The following is a 21,318-nucleotide window of genomic DNA, read 5'->3' as shown; positions in this document are numbered from 1 at the left end:
TTGTGAGGTATCTGGGTCGACAGGTTGTTCCCCCATGACCGGACCGGCCTGATCAGGCGCCGTGGCGGCAGTGGCCGCAGTGAACCGATCTTGAACCCCGACCGTGCTGGGGTGCGGGTGGACAACTCCGCCCGGGGCGGGAGCCTCCCCTTCGCCACCGCCGCGTCGGCCCCAGGACCGTACGCCGCGGTGGCGGGCGCCTGAGGAGCTGACGTGAAGAAGAAAGTCGCCGTGACACTCGGCGCGGTCGCCATCGTTGCCGGATCGGTGGTCCTGAAATCGCCCGTCGGCCTGGCGGCCACCACCAGCGACGGGTCGCCGCTGACCGCCGCCCAGTCGGTGAACCTGGCCAGGTCAACCGTCGCGTCGCTGGTCGCCACCGACCCGGCGCGCTTCCACGCCACCGCCAACGAGGCGTACGTCGACCTGGGCGTGGTCAGCCAGGACGGCCTGCAGTACGTCGGCTACTCGCGTCAGTACGCTGGCCTGCCTGTCTTCGGCGGGGACTTCGTGGTCGTCACCGACTCCGCCGGGGCTTACCTCAGCTCGACCGTCGCCCAGGAGCGGGCGTTGCTGCTGGAATCGACGACGGCGACCGTCGGCGTGGCGGAGGCGACCAGGATCGCCCGCGGCAAGATGAAGTCCGTCGTCGCCGCGCAGACGCCCCAGCTGACGGTCGTGGCCCAGGGCGCCGGCGTGCTCGCCTACGAGGTCGTCGTCGAGGGGACCGTCGCCGCCGAGAACGGTGGGCAGCGCCCCAGCCGTCAGCACGTCTTCGTCAACGCCGCCACTGGCGCGGTGATGAAGCAGAGCTACGACGAAGTCCTCGACGCCGCCGGCACCGGCGCCTACTACGGCAAGGTCGAGCTGTCGTTGCAGGAGTCCGGCGGCCGGGTGTCGATGATCGACACCGCCCGGCCGGGATTGCAGTGTGGCGGTCAGGACGGCACGCCGTTCGCCAAAGCCGGCGGCGAGTTCGGCACCGGGGCCGGCACCGACCTGGAGTCGGCCTGTGTGGACGCGATGCACGCGGTTGCCAAGGAATGGGACATGCTCAAGGAGTGGCTGGGCCGCGACGGCATCGACGGCAAAGGCCGTGGATTCCCGATCCAGGTCGGCCTCCAACAGGTCAACGCGTTCTGGAACGGCCGGTTCACCAGCTACGGCCACTCCCAGGACAACAAGCGACAGCTGACGGTCATGGACGTCGTGGGGCACGAGTTCGGACACGCGATCTTTCAGAACACCCCGGGCGGCTCCGGCGGCGGCAACGAGTCCGGCGGGCTCAACGAGTCCACCGGCGACATCTTCGGCGCCCTGACCGAGTCCTTCGCCAACGACCCCAAGGACAAGCCCGACTACGACGTCGGCGAGCTGGCCGATCTGGTAGGCCAGGGACCGATCCGGGTGATGAGCGACCCATCCAAGGTCGGCGACCCCAACTGCTTTTCGAACGAGATCCCCAACACCGAGGTCCACGCGGCGGCGGGGCCCCAGAACCACTGGTTCTACCTGCTCGCCGAGGGCAGCAACCCGGCGTCCGGGCCAGCCAGTCCCACCTGCGACAACAGCAAGATCGAGACCGGCATCGGCATCCAGAAGGCCGGGAAGATCTTCATGGGGGCGTTGAACCGCAAGACGTCCGGCTGGACCCACGCCAAGGCCCGCGCCGCGTCCGTCGCCGCCGCCGCCGAGCTGTTCCCCAACGGCCCGGAGTGCCAGGCGGTCAAGACCGCCTGGACCGCCGTCAGCGTCCCGGCCAGCGGCAACGAGCCCGGGTGCGCCAGCGGCCCCGGCGGGCCGCCCGCACCCACCGCGTCGCCGACCGACGCGCCTACCCCGTCTCCGCAGCACCCCAGCGGCGGGCCGACGGAGACCGCATCGCCCGGCGTGCCACCGTCGTCCCCAGCCGGCGGCACGCCGTCCACCTCGGGTTATCCCGCCCGACGGCACTAGCGAAGCGGTGCGTCTCCGGCGCGGCGCGGTGGCTACCCCGCCACGGCGCCGCGCCGGAGCGCGTCTCAACGCGTCATCGGCCCGGATCACGGGCCTTGAGCCGGGCCAGGGCGCGGCGGGCCGCCGGTAGGACGGCCGCCGGGGGCCACGACGACCTCTCGGCGATCTGCTCAGCGGTGGCGCCCCGGTCATGGCCGGCGACAAGCAACTCCGCCAGAGCGGCAAGCGCGTCGCGCTGCCCGGCGACGAACTCCAGGTCCACCGGGTCCCCGTGGCCGGGCAGCACGGCCCGGGCCGTGCCGAACCGCGTCAACAGCTCGTCCAGCGCGGCCGGCCAGGCCAGCGCGTCGCCGTCCTCGAAGTCCGGCGGCGCTCCCTGCTCGACCAGATCCCCGGCGATGAGCACGCCGACGTCAGGGACATGAACAACGACGTCGCCGTCGGTGTGGCCGGGCCCCGGATGCGACAGCGTGACCGCCCGCCCGCCGACCTCCAGCAGCGCATCGACGACGAACGTCCGGGTCGGCACGAGCAGCGGGGCCGCCGCCAGGCCGGCGGCCAACGCCGGATGCGTCGGCGCCCACTGCCGTCGCCACCGCTCCCGGAGTCGTTCGCCGTCGGCGACCAGCCGACGGCGGCAGTTCTCGTGCGCCCAGACCGGGCGTCCGTCCGGGTCGGCCAGCACGCCGTTGCCCCAACAGTGGTCGAAGTGGTGATGGGTGTTGACCAGCGTCAGCGGCGCCCCGGTGATCCGGCGCGCCGCCGCCGCCAACCGCCGGGCCTGCGCCCCGTGTGACAGCGTATCCACCAGCAGGGCCTCGCCGTCGCCGAGCACCAGGGCGGCGTTCACGTTCAGCTCGGGGTGACGCAACGCGAACACGCCGTCGGCGATCTCCCGCACGGCCAACGCCGTGTCGGTCACCGCGGGTCGGCGGCGCTGGCGACGAAGGCCTGCCGGTCCACCAGCACCCGGTCGATGTGCCCGCGCGCGACGACGACCGGGCCGTCGGTCACCGACACCTCGAAGATGAGCCGCCGGCCCTCCACGGCCGCCAGCGTGGCCTGCGCGGCCACGGTACGGCCGACGCCGGTGGGCGCCAGGTGCTCGACGTGCACACACGCGCCGACGGTCGTCATCCCCGACGGCAGCCGGCGGGCGGTGGCAGCGACCGTGGCCGCCTCGGCGAGCGCCAACAGTTGTGGGGTGCCGAGCACCGGAACGTCGCCTGAGCCGATCGCCTGAGCGGTGTCGCCATCGGTGATCCTGCGCCGCACCTCGGCGTTGAGGCCGACCTCGAACGGGACCTCGTCCCGGGATTTCGTGGCGCTGCCGGCGTCCGCCCGAACCGCGTCGGCGGGGGAGGCGTCAGCGTTCTTGTCGGCGGGCACGCTCGGCAGCTCGTCCATTTCCGGATCCTACGCGTGGTTTGCGATGTCCGGCTACCGGTGCGAGCCGCCGGGTTGGCCCGCCGTTAACCTAGCCGTCGATGACCACATTTCCCGCGCCCCGCGCCGCGCCGTCAGAGCCGGTCGCCGACGCCCGCCTGCGCCGCCGACGGCGCCTCGCCATGACCTGCTGGACGGCCGCCTTCGTCGCCGGCTGGCTGGGCATTGGCCTGCCGATCGACCCCGTCTACGCGTTCGTCTGGCTGTGGAGCGCCGCCATCGCCTGGAACAGCCACCGGCCCTGGCGCGAGCACCTGCGCTTCGGCCGCGACTGGCTCCTGATCGTGCTGCTACTGGTGGCGTACAACCTCAGCCGCGGGTTCGCCGACAACGGCGCCACCCCGCACGTGCTGGAGCTCATCGTCACCGATCGGGTGATGTTCGGGTGGCTCACCGACGGACAGGTTCCCACCGTCTGGCTCCAGCGGCGCCTCTACGACCCGGACGCGATCCGCTGGTGGGACGTCCTGGTGAGCTGGGTCTACTTCTCCCACTTCGTCGCGGCGCTCGCCGCCGCCGTCGTGCTGTGGCTGCGCGACCGCGACCGCTGGGCGGCGTACCTGCGCCGGTTCGCCTTCCTGTGCCTGGCCGGCCTCGCCACCTACTTCGCCTATCCGGCCGCGCCGCCGTGGTGGGCGGCGAAGTACGGCCTGCTCGAGGACGTCGCGCGGATCTCCACCCGCGGCTGGAGCGCCGTCGGCATGCACGGCGCCGGCAACCTGCTCAACGCCGGCCAGCTAGGGGTCAACCCGGTGGCCGCCATGCCGTCCCTGCACACCGCGTTCGCGCTGTTCGTCGTGGTGTTCTTCCTGTCGACGACCCGGCGCCGGTGGTGGCCGCTGCTGCTGGCCTACCCCCTGGCGATGACGTTCACCCTGGTCTACGCCGGCGAGCACTACGTCATCGACGTCCTCGTCGGATGGGCGTACGTCGGCCTGACGTTCGTGATCGTCGGCGCCGCCGAACGCTGGTGGCGTTCGTGGTCAGCGCAGCGCCCGCAGCATCCGGTCGGTGAGCAGACCGGCGAGCCAACGGGCCTCGTCGGCGTCGCGGTGGGCGGCGGTCACCGTCCCGGCGCCGGTGTCGAGGTGGACGCTCGCCAGACCGAGTAACCGCTGCGTCCGGGATCGGGTCAGCCGCACGCTCTGCGCCCGTGCGTACGGCACGAGGTTGTACCGGCGGGTGAACACGCCGTCAGCGGTGGCGAAGACCTCGTCGGTGACGGCCACCGCCAGCGTCGGCTGGGCCAACGGCGCCAGCCACCGCGCCCGCGGCGGCGCCGGCCGCATCGGCAGCCCGAGCAAGTCGACCCCCGGCAGGACGGTCGGCAGCAGCCGCCGGGCGGTGGCGAGGTCACCCACGGGCATGAGCGTGTTCGCCGTCTCCTCTTCGTCCGCCTGCCGGACCCCGGCGATCTCCAGCTGGATCCGCAGCCAGCCCCGCCGCCGCCACAGCAGCGGCCACACCGCCCGCGCGATCTGCACCCGCCGGACCGGCACGACCTGCCGGCGCAGCTCCAGCAGCCCACGGGCCACATGCAGGCCGTCCGCGTCGGACGAGAGCCGGAAGCTCCAGTCCGCCAACACCCGGCGGACCGGTTGCAGCGCCACGCCCACCAACGCCGTCACAGTGCTCGCGAACGCGATGAGGCTGCCCGAGCCGGCGTACATGGTCTGCGCCACGATGAACGCCAGCGGCAGCGGCAGCGTCAGGGCCTGAACGGTGAGCAGCTGCCCGACCAGCACATCCCGCGACGGCACCGCCAGCAACGGAACGGCCGCGACGGCTGGGCCGTGCGGGGCGGGCGGCCGGGCCCGTCCCAGCAGCGTCTCCCGCAGCGCGGCGGCGTCCTCGCGGCCCAGGTAGGCCAGGGGCGCCTCAGTCTTGGACCCACCGGCCACCTCCAGCCGAAGCTCGGCCACGCCCAGCAGCCGGGCCAACGGCGACTGACGCACCTCGACGGTCTGTAGCCGCTCCAGCGGAATCGCGCGGGTACGCCGCCACACCAGCCCTTCGCTGACCCTCAGCTCCCGGCCGGTCACCTGGTAACCGGTGGCCCGCCAGCTCACCGCCGCGACCGCCAGACCGATCACGCACAGCGCCGCCACCAGCGCCGCCCAGCGCAGCGGCCCGAGTTGGGCGTACCCCTGCCAGGAGATCGCGGCGACCGCCACCGCCAGCGTCTTGACGCCGTGCAGCAACGGACTCAACGGATGCAGCCGGCGCCGCGGCGCCTCCACCGGGGGGGTCGTGGCGGTCACAGACCGGCCGTCCGGTCGGCGCCCAGCTCGGTCAGCCGGTCCCGCAGCCGGCGCGCGTCGGCCGCGACCAGACCCGGCACCTCAGCGTCCGAGGCCGCCGCCGCCGTGTGCAGCTCGACGGTGGCCAGCCCGAACGCCCGTTCCACCGGCCCCGCGCTGACGTCCACGAACTGCATGCGGGCGTACGGCACGATCGACAGCTGCTTCACCCACAGCCCGTGCCGGACCAGCAGGTCCCGGTCGCGTTCGGCATAGCCCCAGGCGCGGACGGCCCGCACGATCGTGGCGCTGCGCAGCAGCGTCAGCAGGCTGATCACCGTCAGGGCCCAGCCCACCGACAGCGCCAGGCCGGTCAGCGTCACCACCGCGACGACCAGCGCGCCGAGCACCAGCGCGCCCACCCACAAGCGGATGAGCAGGACGACGGCCAACCGAGGCGAGACCGACCGCCAGGCGACCCCTTCCGGCCAGGCCTCGAACGGGTCGGTGGCGCCATCGCTGCTCATGCCCGCAAAAATATGCCCCGGACCGCCCGTCGGCGAACCGCGGGGTGACGCCGCGTGTCAGGCGTCCCCGGCCACGAACGGGGTGACCTCCCGAAGGAAGGCCCGCGCGTCGAGAAAATCGCCGAGCGACGTGCGGTGCTCGTCGCAGGCCAGCCAGGTCTTACGGCGGGCCGGCTGGTGCAGCTTGGGGTTGTTCCACAACAGGCGCCACCGGGCGGGCGCACGACAACCCTTGGCGGAGCAGATCACCGGCTCGACAAGCACGGGACGAGCTTAGTGGCGGCGATCATCGGCCGCTGGGCCCGCCCCGCCTCGTAGGGTGGGTCAGGTGAACCAACCATCGTCATCCGAGCCGGAGTCCGAGTCCGAGACGTCAGGCCAGCGCGTCGGGGTGCCGCCGGCCCAGGACGCCGGGGCGCTGGAGCGGGCGCTGTTCGAGGTCAAGCGGGTCATCGTCGGGCAGGACCGCCTCGTCGAGCGGATGTTCGTCAGCCTGCTGGCCCGCGGGCACTGCCTCATCGAGGGAGTGCCCGGGGTGGCCAAGACGCTGGCCGCCGAGACGCTGGCCACCGTCATCGGCGGTCAGTTCGCCCGGATCCAGTTCACCCCCGACCTGGTCCCGGCTGACATCGTCGGGACCAGGGTCTACCGGCCATCGAGCGAGTCCTTCGACGTCGAGCCCGGTCCGGTGTTCGTCAATGTCCTGCTCGCCGACGAGATCAACCGGGCGCCGGCCAAGGTCCAGTCCGCGCTGTTGGAGGTGATGGCCGAACGCCAGGTGACCCTGGCCGGCCAGAGCCGCCCGGTGCCCGACCCGTTCCTGGTGCTCGCCACCCAGAACCCGATCGAGCAGGAGGGCGTCTACCCGCTGCCCGAGGCCCAGCGGGACAGGTTCCTCATGAAGCTGCTGGTCGGCTACCCGACCGACGTCGAGGAACGCGAAATCATCTACCGGATGGGAGTGGCCGCCCCGCAGGCCAGCCCGGTGTTCGGGCCCGCGGAGCTGCGGGCGTTGCAGGGCCGCGCCGACCAGGTCTTCGTCCACAATGCGCTCATCGACTACACGGTGCGGCTCGTGGTCGCCACCCGCGAGCCCGGCCGCCACGGCCTGGCCGATCTGGCGCCGCTGATCCAGTACGGGGCCAGCCCGCGGGCGTCGTTGGGCATCGTCCGGGCGTCCCGGGCGTTGGCCCTGCTACGCGGCCGCGACTACGTGCTGCCCGGCGACATCGCCGACGTGGCGCCCGACCTGCTGCGGCACCGGCTGGTGCTCAGCTACGAGGCGCTCGCCGACGATGTCCCCGCAGACCACCTCATCGGCCGGCTGCTCGCCGTCGTCCCGCCGCCGGCGGTGGCGCCCCGCCAGGACGCCGTCCCACCGGCGGGCCAGGCCGCGCCACACCCGGTCGCCGCCTGGCCCGCAGCGGCCGGATGAGCGTCGACCCACTGGGCCGCGGCCACCTCACACTGGCCCGGCTGAGGCTTCTGGTCACCCGCCGGCTCGACGGGCTCCTCCAGGGCGAGTACGTCGGCCTGCTCCCCGGCCCCGGCGCGGAGGCGGGGGAGTCGCGCGAGTACCGACCCGGCGACGACGTGCGTCGGATGGACTGGCACGTCACCGCCCGCACGACGATCCCGCATGTGCGGGAGACAATCGCCGACCGGGAGCTGGAGACGTGGCTGGCGGTGGACCGCTCCGCCAGTCTTGAGTTCGGCTCGGCGGCGATGCTCAAACGGGACCTGGCCGTGGCCGCGGCCGCCGCCGTCGTCCACCTGGCAGCCCGCGGCGGCAATCGGGTCGGGGCGGTGGTCGGCGCAGGGCCGGCCGACGCCCGGGTGCTGCCCGCCCGCTCGGGCCGACGGGCCGCCCAGGCGTTGACGACGGCGATCGCCCGGCAGCCGGGCGTCGCCGGCCCCGGCGACCTGCCCGGCCTCATCGGACGGCTGGCCCGGCCGCCGCGCCGACGCGGCCTCGCCGTGGTGATCTCCGACTTCCTCGGGTCGCCGTCCGGGTGGGCAAGGCCGATGCGCGCGCTGGCGACCCGCCACGACGTGTTGGCCGTCGAGGTGAGCGACCCCCGGGAACGGGAGCTTCCCGACGTCGGCGTGCTCACGGTGGTCGACCCGGAGACCGGTCGCTGGCATGAGGCGCGCACCACCGCGGCGCTGCGGCGCCGCTACGCCCAGGACGCCGCCGAACGCGCGGACGCCACGGCCGCGGCGCTACGCCTGGCCGGCGTCGGGCTGTTGCGCCTGAGCACCGACCGGGACTGGCTGCGCGATATCGTCGCCTTCGTGGCCGCCCGGCGACATGCCCGCGCCCGAGGAGCCGTGTGATCATCAGATTTCTTCAGCCGTGGTGGCTGCTGGCTCTCGTCCCCGTCGCCGCAGTCGCGGTCGGGTACGTGCTGCGCCAGCGGACCCGACGGGTGGTCGCCCTGCGGTTCAGCACCACCGAGATGCTGCGTGCCATCGCCCCGCAGGGGCTCGGCTGGCGCCGCCACCTCGCCCCGGTCGCGTTCCTGGCCTGCCTGACGGCCCTGGCGACCGCCATGGCCCGCCCCGCCACGGACGTGCGGGAGACCTCCGAACGGGCGACGGTGCTGCTGGCGATCGACGTGTCGCTGTCGATGGCCGCCGAGGACGTTCCGCCGACCCGACTGAGGGCCGCGCAGGACGCGGCCGCCGACTTCGTCGGCGACCTGCCCGCCGGTTACAACGTCGGCCTGGTGACCTTCGCCCGCTCGGCCAACGTCACCGTGCCGCCGTCCAAGGACCGCGACGCCATGATCCGGGCTATCGCCGGGCTGACCCTGGCCGAGGCCACCGCCACCGGCGAGGCCGTCTTCACCAGCCTGGAGGCGCTGCGCGCCTCGGTCGCCACGGCCGGGCCGACGCTACCGCCGGCCCGGATCGTGCTGCTCTCCGACGGCTACCGCACCACCGGGCGCTCGCTGCCCGAGGCGGCGACCGCCGCGGCGGCGGCCAATGTGCCGGTGTCCACGATCGCCTTCGGCACCGACGCCGGCGTCGTCCAGATCGAGGGCCGGATGCAGCCGGTGGCCGTCGACCGGCGGGCGCTGGCCGAGCTGGCCGCGGCGACCGGTGGCCGCTACTACGAGGCGGTCACCGCCGGGGGGCTGAGCGAGGTGTACGCCGACCTCGGCAGTTCCCTGGGCGAGCGGACCGTCGCCCGGGAGGTCGGCCACTGGTACGCCGGTGTCGGTCTGCTGTTCGGCCTTCTGTCCGCGACCTTCGGGTTGCTGTGGACCTCGCGGCTGCCCTGACCGGTGACGCCGCTCCCGGCCACCCTGGCGTGACCGTCCCGGAACGCAGCGCCTAATGTGCCAATCGCGCCGATCGGTGTCAGGGCCGGCGCCTGAGAACGTGGCGGAGGGAGCCGACAGATGGCGCGGACCGTGCTGGTCACCGGGGGGAACCGGGGGATCGGGCTGTCGATCGCCCAGGTGTTCGCCAAGCAGGGCGACCGGGTCGCGGTCACCACCCGCGGCGGCGAGGCCCCCGAGGGGCTGCTCGGCGTGCGTTGCGACGTCACCGACTCCGACGCCGTCGATGCCGCGTTCACGCAGGTCGAGGCCGAGCTGGGCCCGGTCGAGGTGCTCGTGGCCAACGCGGGCATGACCGACGACACCCTGCTCATGCGGATGTCCGAGGATCAGTTCTCCCGGGTGCTCGACACCAACCTCACCGGCGCCTGGCGGTGCGCCAGGCGGGCGTCGGCCAAGATGGTCCGCGGCCGCTTCGGTCGCATGATCTTCATCTCGTCGGTGGTCGGCCTCTACGGCGGCGCCGGACAGGTGAACTACGCCGCCAGCAAGGCCGGGCTGGTCGGGATGGCCCGCTCCATCACCCGCGAGTTGGGCAGCCGCAACATCACCGCGAACGTAGTCGCCCCGGGCTTTATCGAGACCGACATGACCGCCGCGCTGCCCGAGGAGCGCAGGGCCGAGTACCGCAAGGCCATCCCCGCCGCCCGGTTCGCCGCCCCGGAGGAGGTCGCCGGCGTCGTCGCCTGGCTGGCCGGCGACGCCGCCGGCTACGTCAACGGCGCCGTCATCCCGGTCGACGGTGGCCTCGGCATGGGGCACTGACCACCCCACCGGCACGACCCACCTGTCGACGACTCTCGGAGGAACAACCCCGTGTCTGGACTTCTGGCCGGCAAGAAACTGCTCATCACCGGAGTGATCACCGACCAGTCGATCGCCTTCACCGTGGCCCGGCTGGCCCAGGAGCAGGGCGCCACCGTCGTGCTCACCGGCTTCGGCCGGATGTCGCTGGTGGAGCGCATCGCCAAACGGCTACCGGCGCCCGCGCCGGTCATCGAGCTGGACGTCACCAACCGCGAGCAGCTCGCCAGCCTCGCCGACCGGGTCCGCGAGCACGTCGACGGCCTCGACGGCGTGGTCCACTCGATCGGGTTCGCCCCGGCGAGCTGCCTGGGCGGCGGGTTCCTCGACGCCCCCTGGGAGGACGTGGCCACCGCCGTGCACGTCTCCACGTTCTCGTACAAGTCGTTGGCGATGGCCACCCTGCCGCTGATGTCGCCCGGCGGCGCGATCGTCGGACTCACCTTCGACGCCTCCGTCGCCTGGCCGGTCTACGACTGGATGGGCGTGGCCAAGGCCGGCCTGGAGTCCACCTCCCGGTATCTGGCCATGCACCTGGGCGGGCAGGGCATCCGCAGCAACCTCGTCGCGGCCGGGCCGCTGCGCACCATGGCGGCCAAGTCCATCCCCGGCTTTGAGCAGTTCGAGGAGGCCTGGACGAAGCGGGCCCCGCTGGGCTGGTCGTTGACCGACACCGAGCCGACCGCCCGCACCTGCGTGGCGCTGCTGTCAGACTGGTTCCCCGCCACCACCGGCGAGATCGTGCACGTCGACGGCGGCTTCCACGCCGTCGGCTCCTGACCACTTCGGAGGACCGCATGACCGCGCCGCCGTACGACGGGTTCCTGCTGCTGTCGTTCGGCGGCCCGGAGCGCCCCCAGGACGTCATGCCGTTCCTGCGCAACGTCACCCGCGGGCGCGGCGTTCCGGACGAGCGCCTCGCTGAGGTCGCCGAGCACTACCTGCACTTCGGCGGCGTCTCGCCGATCAACGAGCAGTGCCGGCGGCTGTCGGCGGCGATCCGGGCGGACTTCGCCGCGAACGACGTCGATCTGCCGGTCTACTGGGGCAACCGCAACTGGCATCCGATGCTCGCCGACACCGTCGCCCAGATGCGCGACGACGGCGTCCGGCGGGTGGTCGCCTTCGCCACCAGCGCGTACGGCGGTTACTCATCGTGCCGGCAGTACCGGGAGAACATCGCCGCCGCCCGCGACACCGTCGGGCCGGACGCCCCCCAGATCGACAAGCTTCGGCACTTCGCCGACCATCCGGGCTTCGTCGAGCCGCACGCCGACGCGGTGCGCGCCGCTTTCGCCAGGCTCGACCCCGAGCGTCAGGCCGCCGCCCGGCTGGTCTTCACCGCGCACTCCATCCCCACCGCGATGGCGGCCACCGCCGGCCCGGACGGGGGTCGCTACGAGGCGCAGCTCGCCGAGACGGCCGCGCTGGTGGCCGGCCTGTCCGCCCCCGGCCGACCGTACGATCTGGTGTGGCAGTCGCGTTCGGGGCCGCCGAGCATCCCGTGGCTGGCGCCGGACATCAACGATCACCTTGAGGCGCTGGCCAGGTCCGGTGTCGACGCGGTGGTCGTCTCGCCGATCGGGTTCGTTTCCGACCATCTCGAAGTCGTCTGGGACCTGGACACCGAGGCCGCTGAGACCGCCGCCCGTCTGGGAGTGCAGCTGGCCCGGGCGGCCACACCTGGCGCCGATCCGCGTTTCGTGGCGATGATCCGGGAGCTGGTCAAGGAAAGGCTTGTCCCACCGGCCGCCGAGCCGGCCGGCCTGGGACGGCTGCCACGCTGGGACACCTGCCCGGTCGACTGCTGCGCCCCGGCCCGCCGCCCGGCGTCCGCCTGACGCTCCCTTCAGGACAGTGGGGCGTTGCAGGCAGCCAGGACAGCCCGTCGGCATGCGGCCGTCAACGGACGCAGCGCCTCCTCGCGCTGCTGCGCCTCGTACGCGTTGACCGATCCGCCCGGCGCGGAGCCAGCGGCCAGCTCCAGAACCCCTTCGAGCACCCGGGCCCGGGCGTAGAGGCGACGACAACGCGGGTCGTAGCCCGGCGGAAGGTCGGTGCCGTTGCCGGGTTTGCGCAGCCCGGCCAGGGCGCTGGCCAGCTCCGGGCGCCACTGCGCCACGTCGAGGCGGGTCAGCGTGGTGGTCGTGGCGGCCAACGTCTCGGACAGCTCAGCCTCCGCCTCGGCCGGGGTCATCACCGGTGGGCGCAACGGATCGGGAGGCATCGGGTACACCCGCCAGGTGACGGTGTGGAACGTGTCCCCGGAGCCCGAGGTGTGCGACCGCAGCGTGGGCACCAGTCCGATGTCGCCGGCGATGACGCCCTCCCCGGCGGCCAACGCGGCCTCCGACAGCGGCCCCGGCCCAGGGAGACCGGCCGGGTCGCCGGGGGCCGGCAGGACCAGCCGGACCGCGTCCGGGTGCAGTTTGGACAGCGCCGGCAGCGCCTCCGTCAACGGCACGTCCCGCCAGGCGCCGGGCAGGTCGGCGACGAGCTGCTCCTCGCCGTCGGCGATGCCGTCGGCGACCTGGTCGTACGGGGCCAGGCCGGCGCGCCACGCCCGGACCCAGGTCACGAACCGGACGGACCGGTGCGCGGCGCCGGTCAACGTGGGGGACATGCGTTGAGGGTACGTGGCGGCCCTCGGCTTTGTCTCCCGCGACGCGTTGGGCGCCGCCGGGCCGCTGCCTGCCTCCGGGGCGGCCACCGGCGTGGCTAGAGTCTGTCGGGTGACCGATCGCCCCGCCGCCCGCCCTGCCGCCGGCCCTGCCCGCGCTGGCCACGGCCCCGGCGCCGGCCGATACACCGGGGATGTGCTCGCCGGTGACTGGCGCCGCCGACGGGTCACCCCGGAGGTCGACGCCGAGCCGGGACTGGTCGTCGAGGACGCCGACTCCGGCTTCTGCGGAGCGGTGGTCGAGGTCGCCGGATCGGCGGTGACCCTGGAGGACCGGCATGGTCGCCGTCGGCTGTTCCCACTGCTGCCGGCGGCGTTCCTGCTGGACGGATCTCCGGTGACCCTGCGTCGCCTGGTCCGGCCAGTCGCCGTGCCCGCCCGCCGCACCGCGTCCGGGTCGATCGCTGTGCCGACCGCCCGCGCCCAGGTCGCCAAGGCCAGTCGGATCTGGGTCGAGGGCGTGCACGACGCCGCCCTGGTCGAGCAGATCTGGGGCGACGACCTCCGCGTCGAGGGCGTCGTTGTGGAGCCGCTGCACGGCATCGACGACCTGCCGGCGGCGATCGCCGCGTTCGCGCCAGGCCGGGGCCGGCGGCTCGGGGTGCTCGTCGACCATCTCGTGCCCGGCTCCAAGGAGAGCCGGATCGTTGCGGCGGTCACCTCGCCGCACGTCCTGGTGACCGGGCACCCGTACGTCGACGTGTGGCAGGCGGTGCGGCCCGAGCGGCTGGGTATCGACGCCTGGCCGGTGGTGCCGCACGGTCAGCCGTGGAAGGAAGGGGTCTGCGCCGCGCTCGGGGTGGCCGAGCCGTCCGACATGTGGCGGCTCATCCTGTCGCGGGCACGCACGTTTCGGGACGTCGAGACCCCGCTCATCGGCGCGGTGGAACGCCTCATCGACTTCGTCACCGAGCCGCCGTAGATTCCAGAGCAGGCGGGCAGGTCGGGTTCTCAGGGTTCGATCCGCCGCTTCGATGTGAGCCACATCACCCATTGGCCGCAGTGGAGTGTTGATCAGGGCTCCGGCCTGGCGAGGTGCTATCTGTGGCCATTTTCTCGTCACCTGGAGTTGGTGACCACGGGCACACGGAGATCGGGGATTGTCGTTAGTTTCCATCGCGCGAGCGGTCGGTGACGGATCGGCCGTCGCTACCCGCAGCCCACCGGAGGTGGCCATGCGTTGGAAGCTCTTTCCGCCCAGGACCAGTTGGATAGCCGGTTTCGTGGCGACGACTCTGGTCGCCGGAAACCTCGTGCCGGTCCGTTCGGCTCAGGCCGCTGCGCCGCCGCCGTTGTTGGGCCCTTCCCCCACCGCGGCACCGCTGCAACGACCACTGCCTCGCGACGCCGTGCCGTCCGACGGGGTGGCACGACCGCTGCCGTCCCCGATGCCGTTGACTTTGAAACCGGCGGGAAAGCCCCGCATGTTGACCGCGCAGGAACGTGGGGCGGCGCCCCGTGCCGGCAAGGGCAGCGCCCGCCGCGCCGGCGACCAGTCGACTGTGTTCACCAATGTGACCGTCCGGCCCGGTTTCGTCATCGCGGACACCTCCCTGTCGGTGTACTTCGATGTCACCGACGGGCAGGCTGACGCCATCAGGTTCTGGGAGGCGACCGTCTACGAGGACGGTGGGGATGTCGCCCAGGCGAGCGTCCGACTGTCCGCGGCGGAGCTGGCCCAGTCCCGGGACTGTGGCTACCTCGGGTACTGCCGCGATTTCGGTAGAGCCGACGGGTGGGTGCTGGACCCCGCCAAGGGTTACTACGTGACGCTCACCGCGTTCCTGGCGAACGACTCGGCTGTCGTGTCCGCGCCGTCGGCCGCCAACCGCCCGCAGGTGATCGCGGACTGGCCGGCGATGCCGAAGGAGCAGGCGGCTGGTTGCCTGTGCGGCAACGCGCTCGGTATGTCGGCCGGTGCTCAGGCGAACCGCGGTCAGGGGCTCAACACCGGCACCGGCGCCTTTGTGTGGACGACCAACGACATGAGCATGGACTCGTTCGCGATCCCGTTCGCGTCCGGTCGTGTCTACAACTCGGCCAACGACAACGTCGGGCTCTTCGGCCGCGGCTGGTCCTGGACGTACGGGATGCGCGTGGACGTCAAGGGCGAGGCGGCGTGGGTGACCGCCGACGACGGTGCGGTTGTCGTCTACCCGAAGAGCGGTGACGGCTACGCGCGCCCGGCCGGGGTGCGCTCGAACCTGCGTAAGGTCGCCACGGGGTGGGAGCTGACGACGTTGGAGAACGTCGTCTACGGCTTCGACGCCGCGGGCAGGCTGTCGTCGATTCTCAACGCCCGCCAGCGTGGCATCCGGATCGAGTACCAGACCAGCCCGCTGCCGAACCGTCTGACGATGTTCATCAGGGACGCCAGCGGACGCACGGCGCGGGTGGCGATCGACCGTGGTCGGATCAAATCCATCCAGTTGCCGGACATGCGGACCACGTGGTTCAACTACGACTCGACCGACATGTTCCTCTCGCAGATCAAGGACCCCAACAACGAGTACTGGATGTACCGGTACGACAACGGCGGTCGGCTGAGCGAGGTCAACGTGCCGGCGCCGGGCCTCAGCCCGGGGAAGCGGGCGGCGCCAGGGCGGGCGAACCTCGCTACGTACGTCCGCAACGAGTACGACGATCAGGGTCGGGTGATCAAACAGACCGACGGCGACGGGGACGTGACCAGCCTGGCCTGGGACGCGGCGAAGCAGGTGGCCACCACTACCGATCCGGACGGGGTCGCTGTCCGCGACGGCTACCGGGGCAACTCGCTGATCTGGACCCAGTTCGGCGCCGGCGAGGTGATCCACCGCCGCTACGACGCCAAGCTGAACCGGTCTTTGGTGGTCTCCGGGCGACGTAACCAGCACCAGACCAACTACAACGACGAGGGTCGGGTGGTGCGCCGCAAGGCCCCGGAGCCGTTCGACTCGGCGACGGTTACGGAGTACGACAAACGAGGCAACCCGGAGAAGTTCGTCGACGAGAACAAGAAGGTCTGGACGGCGAAGCACAACGAGTTCGATGAGCTGATGTCGGCGACCGACGCCGAGAAACACAAGATCGATTACGCGTATGACGCCGACGGTCTTCTCAAGTCCAAGACCGTGTACGACTATCAGGACAAGCATCCCAAGGTCACCAGCTACGAGTACTACCCGAAGGCCAGCAAGCCGGACGACGACGCGAACTTCGGCATGCTCAAGGCGGTCACCGCGCCTGGCGCCAAGAAACGCCGCACCGAGTACGAGTACGACCCGGCTGGTCGTCGTACCCGGATCATCGACCCGCGCGGCGCCGCGACTCCGGGAGACCGGGCCAAGTTCACGACGCAGTTCACGTACACGCCGACGGATCTGCTGAGTTCGACCACCCGGCCAGGCGGCGGGGTGTGGTCGACCAGCTACAACGGGCTGGGACAAAAGTCCACGACGCAGTCGCCCACGGGGGAACTGGTCTGGTACTTCTACACGACGGCCGGCCTGTTGGAACGGACGCAGATCCGCGCCGGGTCCATGACGTGGCGCGAGCAGGCGTTCGAGTACACCAAGGCCGGTCGGCGGGCGAAGATGATCGCCCGTAACCCCCGGGGCCCTGACCTGGTGACGTCTTACGAGCACAATCCGCAGAATGGCTTGTTGGTGCGGGAGGTGGCGCCGCGCGGCAACGAGAACGACGGCAAACGCAAGGCCGAGTTCACCACCGAGTACACCTATGACCGGGACGGCAACGTCATCCGCGTCACCAAGCCCGACCCCAGCGACCCTGAGCACAAACGCAAGATCATCCATGAGACGCGGGTCGACGAGATGGACCGCGTCGCCTCGACCATCGACGAGTACGGCAAGGTCGCGTCCAAGGTCAAGCGGGACGACAAGGGCCAGGCAGAGCAGGTCACCGATGCGCTCGGCCGTGCCACTGCTGTCGTGTACGACGACAACGGTCGACAGGCGAAGGTCACCGAGAACGGCCAGTCCGTGGGTGTGACGTCCACATACGACGAGTCCGGGCGTCTGGTCAAGCGCGTCAGCGCGGTCGGCGGCATCACCACGTGGGAGTTCGACGACGACGGTCTGCTGCTGCGCACCGTCGAGCCCCGCGGCAACGCCTCCGGCGCCGACCCGAAGAAGTACGCCACCGTCTACACCTACGACCAGGCTGGGAACCTGGAGACGGTCACCGACCCGCGCGGCAACGTCACCAGGTACCGCTACGACGCCCGCAACCGGCTCGACCGGGTCACCGATGCCCGCGGCAACACCACCGACTACCAGTACCGCCAGGACGACAAGACCGAGGCGGTGATCGACGCCGCGAAGGCGAAGACGAGCTTCGGCTACCACCCTGACGGCCAGGTCAAGTCCGTCACCGACGGCCGGACGAAGACCGCGGCGATGGAGTACGACTTCGCCGGCCGCCCGTCGGCACGCATCGACCCGCTGGGGCGGCGGACCGAGTTCGGCTACGACGCCAACTCGAACCTGACCAGCACGCTCACCCTCGACCGGGGCGAGACGCCGTCGGCGGCGGAACGCAAGAAGCGGACCATGGCCGACGAGTACGACATCCTCGACCGGCGGCAGACGCGCAAGCTCGGGGACGCGGGGCCCGAGTACCGGTGGGCCTACGACGCCAAGGACCGGGTCCGGGACTACATCGACCCGACAGGCAAGCGGGCCGTCGGCTACGACGACGAGGACCAGATCACGACGGTCGACCGGTTCGACAGCGCCGGTCAGAAGACCGAGGCGTTCAGCTACGGCTACGACGCCCGTGGCAACGTCACCTCCCGAACGTTCCCCGACAGGACCGTCGTCACCGCCGAATACGACGGCGACAGCCGGGCCGAGTGGGTGCAAGCGGCCGGTGGCGCGGCCGGCGACTCCGCCAGCCGGTGGAAGTACACCTACGACCCCGCCGGGCGCCTCGACACCATGACGATGCCAGCGTCCGCCGGGGGGTTGGTCGAAGACCGCGACTACGACACCGCCGGCCGGCTCACCCGGGTACGGACCGTCAAATCCGGATCGCCAGACGCCGCCGCCCCGGTCACCCAGTTTGACCTGGCGCCGGACCCGGTCGGCAACCCGCAGCGGATCGACACAACCCGTGACGGGGTACGGGAAACCGTCGGCTACGCCTACGACAAGGTCAACCGCGTCGAGGCCGCCTGCTACGCGTCCGCCGACTGCAAGGCCGACACCGGAACCGGTCGGATCAGCTACACCTACGACGAGGTCGGCAACCGCAGGTCGCAGACCCGAACCGGGAACGCCGGCGACGACGTCACGACGTACGGCTATGACGACGCCAACCAGCTCAACTGGCAGTCGGTCAAGCCGAAGACCGGGCAGGCGGTCCGCACCGAGTACGGCTACGACGTGCGCGGCAATCAGACCAGGGACGGTGCCGGCACAGCCACCTACAATCTGGACAACACCCTCGCATCGGCCACGGTCAGCGGACGAACCACCAACTACGCCTATGACGCTGCCGGTCTGCGGCTGACAGCGACGACCGGCAGCGGCCAGCAGCCGTCAACGCAACGGTTCGCCTGGGACGTCAACGGCGCCCTGCCTCATATCGCCGTCGACACCACCGTCAACGGACGCGGAGAGGAACTGTCGCGGCGGGGGTTTGTATACGGGGCCGACGACGACCCGCTCGCCCTGCTCGACCCCAAAGCCGGGGTGCACAGCTACGTGCACGACTGGCTGGGTGGGGTCGCCGACCTGATCGCGCCTGGCGGCAAAGTCGTGGAAAGCTACGACTACGACCCGTTCGGCAACCCGCGTACCGGTCCACGGCCTGCGGCGGCTACCCAACCGGCGCCGTCGGCGTCCGCAGCGCCCACGAAGACCGCTGCCGCGCCGGTGAATCCACTGCGCTACACCGGCGCCTACCAGGACTCCAGCAGCGGGGAAGGCAACTACTTCCTCCGGGCGCGTAACTACAGCCCAGGCACCGGGCGTTTCACCGCGACCGACCCGATGCCATCCGACGCCGGCAGCCAGTACGCGTACGGCAACAACAACCCGATCAGCAACACCGACCCGACCGGCATGCGTCCGATAGAGGGCAACGACGGGCCCGCCCGCCCGTCAACTCCAGCGACGAACGCGGGCGCCGCCGGGGACAGCCCACCGGACGCGTTGCCCGGGGTGAACCCGGAGGACCTTGCCAAGGCGCAACAACTGCAGTCCAAGTCAGTCCTCGACGTGGTCTTGGAGGCCGGCGGCCAGATCCTCATGGAGGTCCTCGGCCTCAACGACATCCTTGGCTGCTTCAAAGGCGACCTCGGCGCCTGCGCCATGGCGGTCATCGGGGCTCTGCCCTGGGGCAAGATCGTCAAGGCTAAGAAGATCGGTGAGGCGATCCTCAAAGCCGGGCGCGCCGTCATCACCTTCTACGCCGAGCTGAAATGGGCGCGAACCGTCCTCGCCGGCGCCGCGAAGGCAGCCGAGGCAGCCAAAGCGGCCGCGGCGGCGGCCAAGGCAGCGGCGTTGAAGGCAGCCAAGGCGAAAGAGGCCGCCGAAGCCGCTGCCAAGGCCGCGAAAGCGAGAGCCGCAGCGGCAGTCAACAAGGTCAAAGACAGAGCCACAACCGCGCTGGGACGAGGCTGCAAGGACAACAGCTTCGTTGCCGGCACACGGGTGCTGATGGCTGACGGGTCCACCCGTCGCATCGAGGACCTGAAGCCGGGAGACAAGGTCGCCGCCTCTGACCCCAAAGGGCCATCCAAAGCCCGGTCAACCCGCGAGGTGGTGGGCCGGACGATCACAGCGACGATCGCTCGTCTCGGCGAAAAACACCTGGTCAAGCTGTCGGTAGGCGCGGGCAAGGGCGGCAGTGTCACCGCGACCACCAACCACCCGATGTGGGAACCGAAGCTCCGCAAGTGGGCGCCAGCAGGTGACCTGCAGGCAGGATCGTCCGTACGAACGTCGGCCGGGACAGCCCTACAAGTCAAAGCAGCAAAGACGTGGACGACACGGGCGAAGGTCTACAACCTGACCGTCGACGGCCTCCACACCTACCATGTACTAGCCGGCAATACTCCCATCCTCGTCCACAACTGCGGCGACGAGATTTTCCATCCTGGCCGAAATGGCGCAGACGACAGTCCTCAGGATTGGATTCCCAGGAGCTCAATGGGCAGAAGTGGCAGTAACTTGGCTGAAGGAAATCACCACTTCGTGGTTATGCCGGATAAGTCAGTGCGAACTTTCCACGAAAGTATTTGGGACACTGCGCCGGGAGCGGGTCACACGAGCCTTTCGCGAGGTAATGGTGTCATAGCGGCGGGTACATTCGATGTCGGACCCGGCGGCATGATCACTCGATTTGACAACTTCTCGGGCCACTATAAGCCAGGAGCGGGCACTGTAGGCGTCATACGAAGCGCATTCGCACGAAACGGCTTCGACCTCAGGAGCGCGCATTGGGATCCATTTGAGTTCCCGTAAGCCATAAGCCGTTACCAAGTGTCGCACCCTCTGCGGGGCCTGTTGATGGACAACAGGCCCCGCAGGCAACTTTATTGGTGTCTTCAAGAAGTATGCCTTCGGGAAAACGCAGGTCGGCAGCGGATCGAGCCTATAGCTGCTCGGCTGGGCCTCCAGCACGACCGCCATGTCATAAGTCGTGCTTCACAACGCAAGTCGTTCTGGAGATCTGCAGTGCTCCACCCGAAGATGATTTGGGGAGTGCGTGGCTGCCAGAAGCTAGTCTTTCATCTTCCGCGCCGCTTGGATTAGTGACTCAACTTGTTCCGCCCTGAGGAAGCTGGCAGTGGCCACGAGTGTGCCTATTTCTTCGGTGGCACGGTACGGCTGTCGTGCATCTGGTTCGGCCTCCACGGGGAGACCGGCGAGAACAAGCAGATCAGCAAAGCCTAATCCGAGAACGGGCACGAGTTCCCGAAGAATATCAGGGGTCGGTGAAAGGTTGCCTGTAAGTAATTGATTGATTGTCGACTCGGCTCGTCCGGTGGCGCGACTTACGGCTCTCGCTGACAAGCGGCGGTTCTGCATGAGCCCATGAAGGATCGGGGCGAATTCGGCACTCATTACTGGATTCTATATGGTTCGAGCTGGCCACTGTGGGTAAAGGCACCCTAACTTTAGGTGCCCCACAGTCGCTCGATGTCTGGCTGTGGGGCACGGCGTTGCCGTCACCGTTGCCCGTCCGGGTCGTCCACTGTGGGCGGACGTCTCTCGGGTCGACGGATGTGCCGGGGAAGTCCGGCGGGCGGCGGGCGCCGCGTCCGGGTTTGCCCGCGCGCGGCACCGTCCGCCGCGCGGACCGCCGTT

16 protein-coding genes and 1 pseudogene are annotated in these 21,318 nt (G+C 70.8%); 10 read left to right on the top strand and 7 right to left on the bottom strand.

Annotated features, from left to right (window positions below):
- Positions 1–213: 213 nt before the first annotated feature.
- Positions 214–1,956, top strand: a complete 1,743-nt coding sequence (locus ABD287_RS11015; RefSeq protein ID WP_344171901.1) for a M4 family metallopeptidase — start codon at positions 214–216, stop codon at positions 1,954–1,956.
- A 73-nt stretch (positions 1,957–2,029) separates the two neighbouring features.
- Here the strand turns inward: ABD287_RS11015 and ABD287_RS11010 are convergent, their stop codons facing one another.
- Entirely contained in the window at positions 2,030–2,878 is an 849-nt protein-coding gene (locus ABD287_RS11010; protein ID WP_344171899.1) for an MBL fold metallo-hydrolase, read from the bottom strand.
- Positions 2,875–3,363, bottom strand: coding sequence for a thioesterase family protein (locus ABD287_RS11005; protein ID WP_344171897.1), 489 nt, complete (start codon positions 3,361–3,363; stop codon positions 2,875–2,877). The genes ABD287_RS11010 and ABD287_RS11005 overlap by 4 nt, the downstream gene beginning before the upstream one ends.
- An 80-nt stretch (positions 3,364–3,443) precedes the next feature.
- Between ABD287_RS11005 and ABD287_RS11000 the strand changes: the two genes are divergently transcribed.
- Positions 3,444–4,514 (top strand): phosphatase PAP2 family protein, encoded by a 1,071-nt coding sequence (locus tag ABD287_RS11000; protein ID WP_425565594.1) that lies wholly within the window; start codon positions 3,444–3,446, stop codon positions 4,512–4,514.
- Here ABD287_RS11000 and ABD287_RS10995 read toward each other — a convergent pair.
- The 3 genes and pseudogenes from ABD287_RS10995 to ABD287_RS10985 all read right to left on the bottom strand — a co-directional run.
- Positions 4,488–5,471 (bottom strand): annotated as a pseudogene (locus tag ABD287_RS10995) (PH domain-containing protein); the annotation flags it as partial. The gene ABD287_RS11000 and the pseudogene ABD287_RS10995 sit on opposite strands and share 27 nt — an antisense overlap.
- A gap of 188 nt (positions 5,472–5,659) precedes the next feature.
- Positions 5,660–6,169 carry a PH domain-containing protein gene (locus ABD287_RS10990; RefSeq protein ID WP_344171895.1) on the bottom strand — a complete coding sequence of 170 codons (510 nt, stop codon included), beginning with the start codon at positions 6,167–6,169 and terminating at the stop codon, positions 5,660–5,662.
- Positions 6,170–6,226: 57 nt separating this feature from the next.
- Complete coding sequence (locus tag ABD287_RS10985) at positions 6,227–6,433, bottom strand: hypothetical protein (RefSeq protein ID WP_344171893.1); 207 nt, start codon at positions 6,431–6,433, stop codon at positions 6,227–6,229.
- Between the two features lie 64 nt (positions 6,434–6,497).
- Here ABD287_RS10985 and ABD287_RS10980 point away from each other — a divergent pair, with 64 nt between their 5' ends.
- The 6 genes from ABD287_RS10980 to ABD287_RS10955 all read left to right on the top strand — a co-directional run bounded on the left by ABD287_RS10980 (position 6,498) and on the right by ABD287_RS10955 (position 12,161).
- A complete protein-coding gene (locus ABD287_RS10980) occupies positions 6,498–7,604 on the top strand; it encodes an AAA family ATPase (RefSeq protein WP_344171891.1) in 1,107 nt (368 codons plus the stop codon).
- On the top strand, positions 7,601–8,506 hold the full coding sequence (locus tag ABD287_RS10975; protein WP_344171889.1) for a DUF58 domain-containing protein: 906 nt from the start codon (positions 7,601–7,603) through the stop codon (positions 8,504–8,506). Before ABD287_RS10980 ends, ABD287_RS10975 begins: the two co-directional genes overlap by 4 nt.
- A complete protein-coding gene (locus tag ABD287_RS10970; RefSeq protein ID WP_344171933.1) occupies positions 8,506–9,456 on the top strand; it encodes a VWA domain-containing protein in 951 nt (316 codons plus the stop codon). Before ABD287_RS10975 ends, ABD287_RS10970 begins: the two co-directional genes overlap by 1 nt.
- Positions 9,457–9,576: 120 nt before the next feature.
- Positions 9,577–10,281, top strand: a complete 705-nt coding sequence (gene fabG, locus ABD287_RS10965; protein WP_344171887.1) for a 3-oxoacyl-ACP reductase FabG — start codon at positions 9,577–9,579, stop codon at positions 10,279–10,281.
- Positions 10,282–10,332: 51 nt separating this feature from the next.
- Positions 10,333–11,100 (top strand): enoyl-ACP reductase FabI, encoded by a 768-nt coding sequence (gene fabI / locus ABD287_RS10960; RefSeq protein ID WP_344171885.1) that lies wholly within the window; start codon positions 10,333–10,335, stop codon positions 11,098–11,100.
- A 17-nt stretch (positions 11,101–11,117) separates the two neighbouring features.
- Positions 11,118–12,161 carry a ferrochelatase gene (locus ABD287_RS10955; RefSeq protein ID WP_344171883.1) on the top strand — a complete coding sequence of 348 codons (1,044 nt, stop codon included), beginning with the start codon at positions 11,118–11,120 and terminating at the stop codon, positions 12,159–12,161.
- An 8-nt stretch (positions 12,162–12,169) separates the two neighbouring features.
- Here the strand turns inward: ABD287_RS10955 and ABD287_RS10950 are convergent, their stop codons facing one another.
- Positions 12,170–12,943 (bottom strand): hypothetical protein, encoded by a 774-nt coding sequence (locus ABD287_RS10950; protein ID WP_344171881.1) that lies wholly within the window; start codon positions 12,941–12,943, stop codon positions 12,170–12,172.
- Between the two features lie 193 nt (positions 12,944–13,136).
- On the opposite strand from ABD287_RS10950, the gene ABD287_RS10945 reads away from it, so the two are divergent.
- Together ABD287_RS10945 and ABD287_RS10940 are read left to right on the top strand one after the other, a co-directional pair.
- Positions 13,137–13,922 (top strand): DUF3097 domain-containing protein, encoded by a 786-nt coding sequence (locus ABD287_RS10945; protein WP_425565598.1) that lies wholly within the window; start codon positions 13,137–13,139, stop codon positions 13,920–13,922.
- Between the two features lie 301 nt (positions 13,923–14,223).
- Complete coding sequence (locus tag ABD287_RS10940; RefSeq protein WP_344171877.1) at positions 14,224–20,472, top strand: RHS repeat-associated core domain-containing protein; 6,249 nt, start codon at positions 14,224–14,226, stop codon at positions 20,470–20,472.
- Between the two features lie 258 nt (positions 20,473–20,730).
- Here the strand turns inward: ABD287_RS10940 and ABD287_RS18535 are convergent, their stop codons facing one another.
- Entirely contained in the window at positions 20,731–21,039 is a 309-nt protein-coding gene (locus ABD287_RS18535; RefSeq protein WP_486352061.1) for a helix-turn-helix domain-containing protein, read from the bottom strand.
- Between the last annotated feature and the right edge of the window lie 279 nt (positions 21,040–21,318).

Origin of the sequence: Pilimelia columellifera subsp. columellifera, assembly GCF_039532605.1 — a bacterium.
In the GTDB taxonomy this organism is placed as follows: Bacteria; Actinomycetota; Actinomycetes; order Mycobacteriales; family Micromonosporaceae; genus Pilimelia; species Pilimelia columellifera.
The sequence above is the reverse complement of the archived record's forward strand: the minus strand, read 5'-3'. Positions and strand labels throughout refer to the sequence as shown.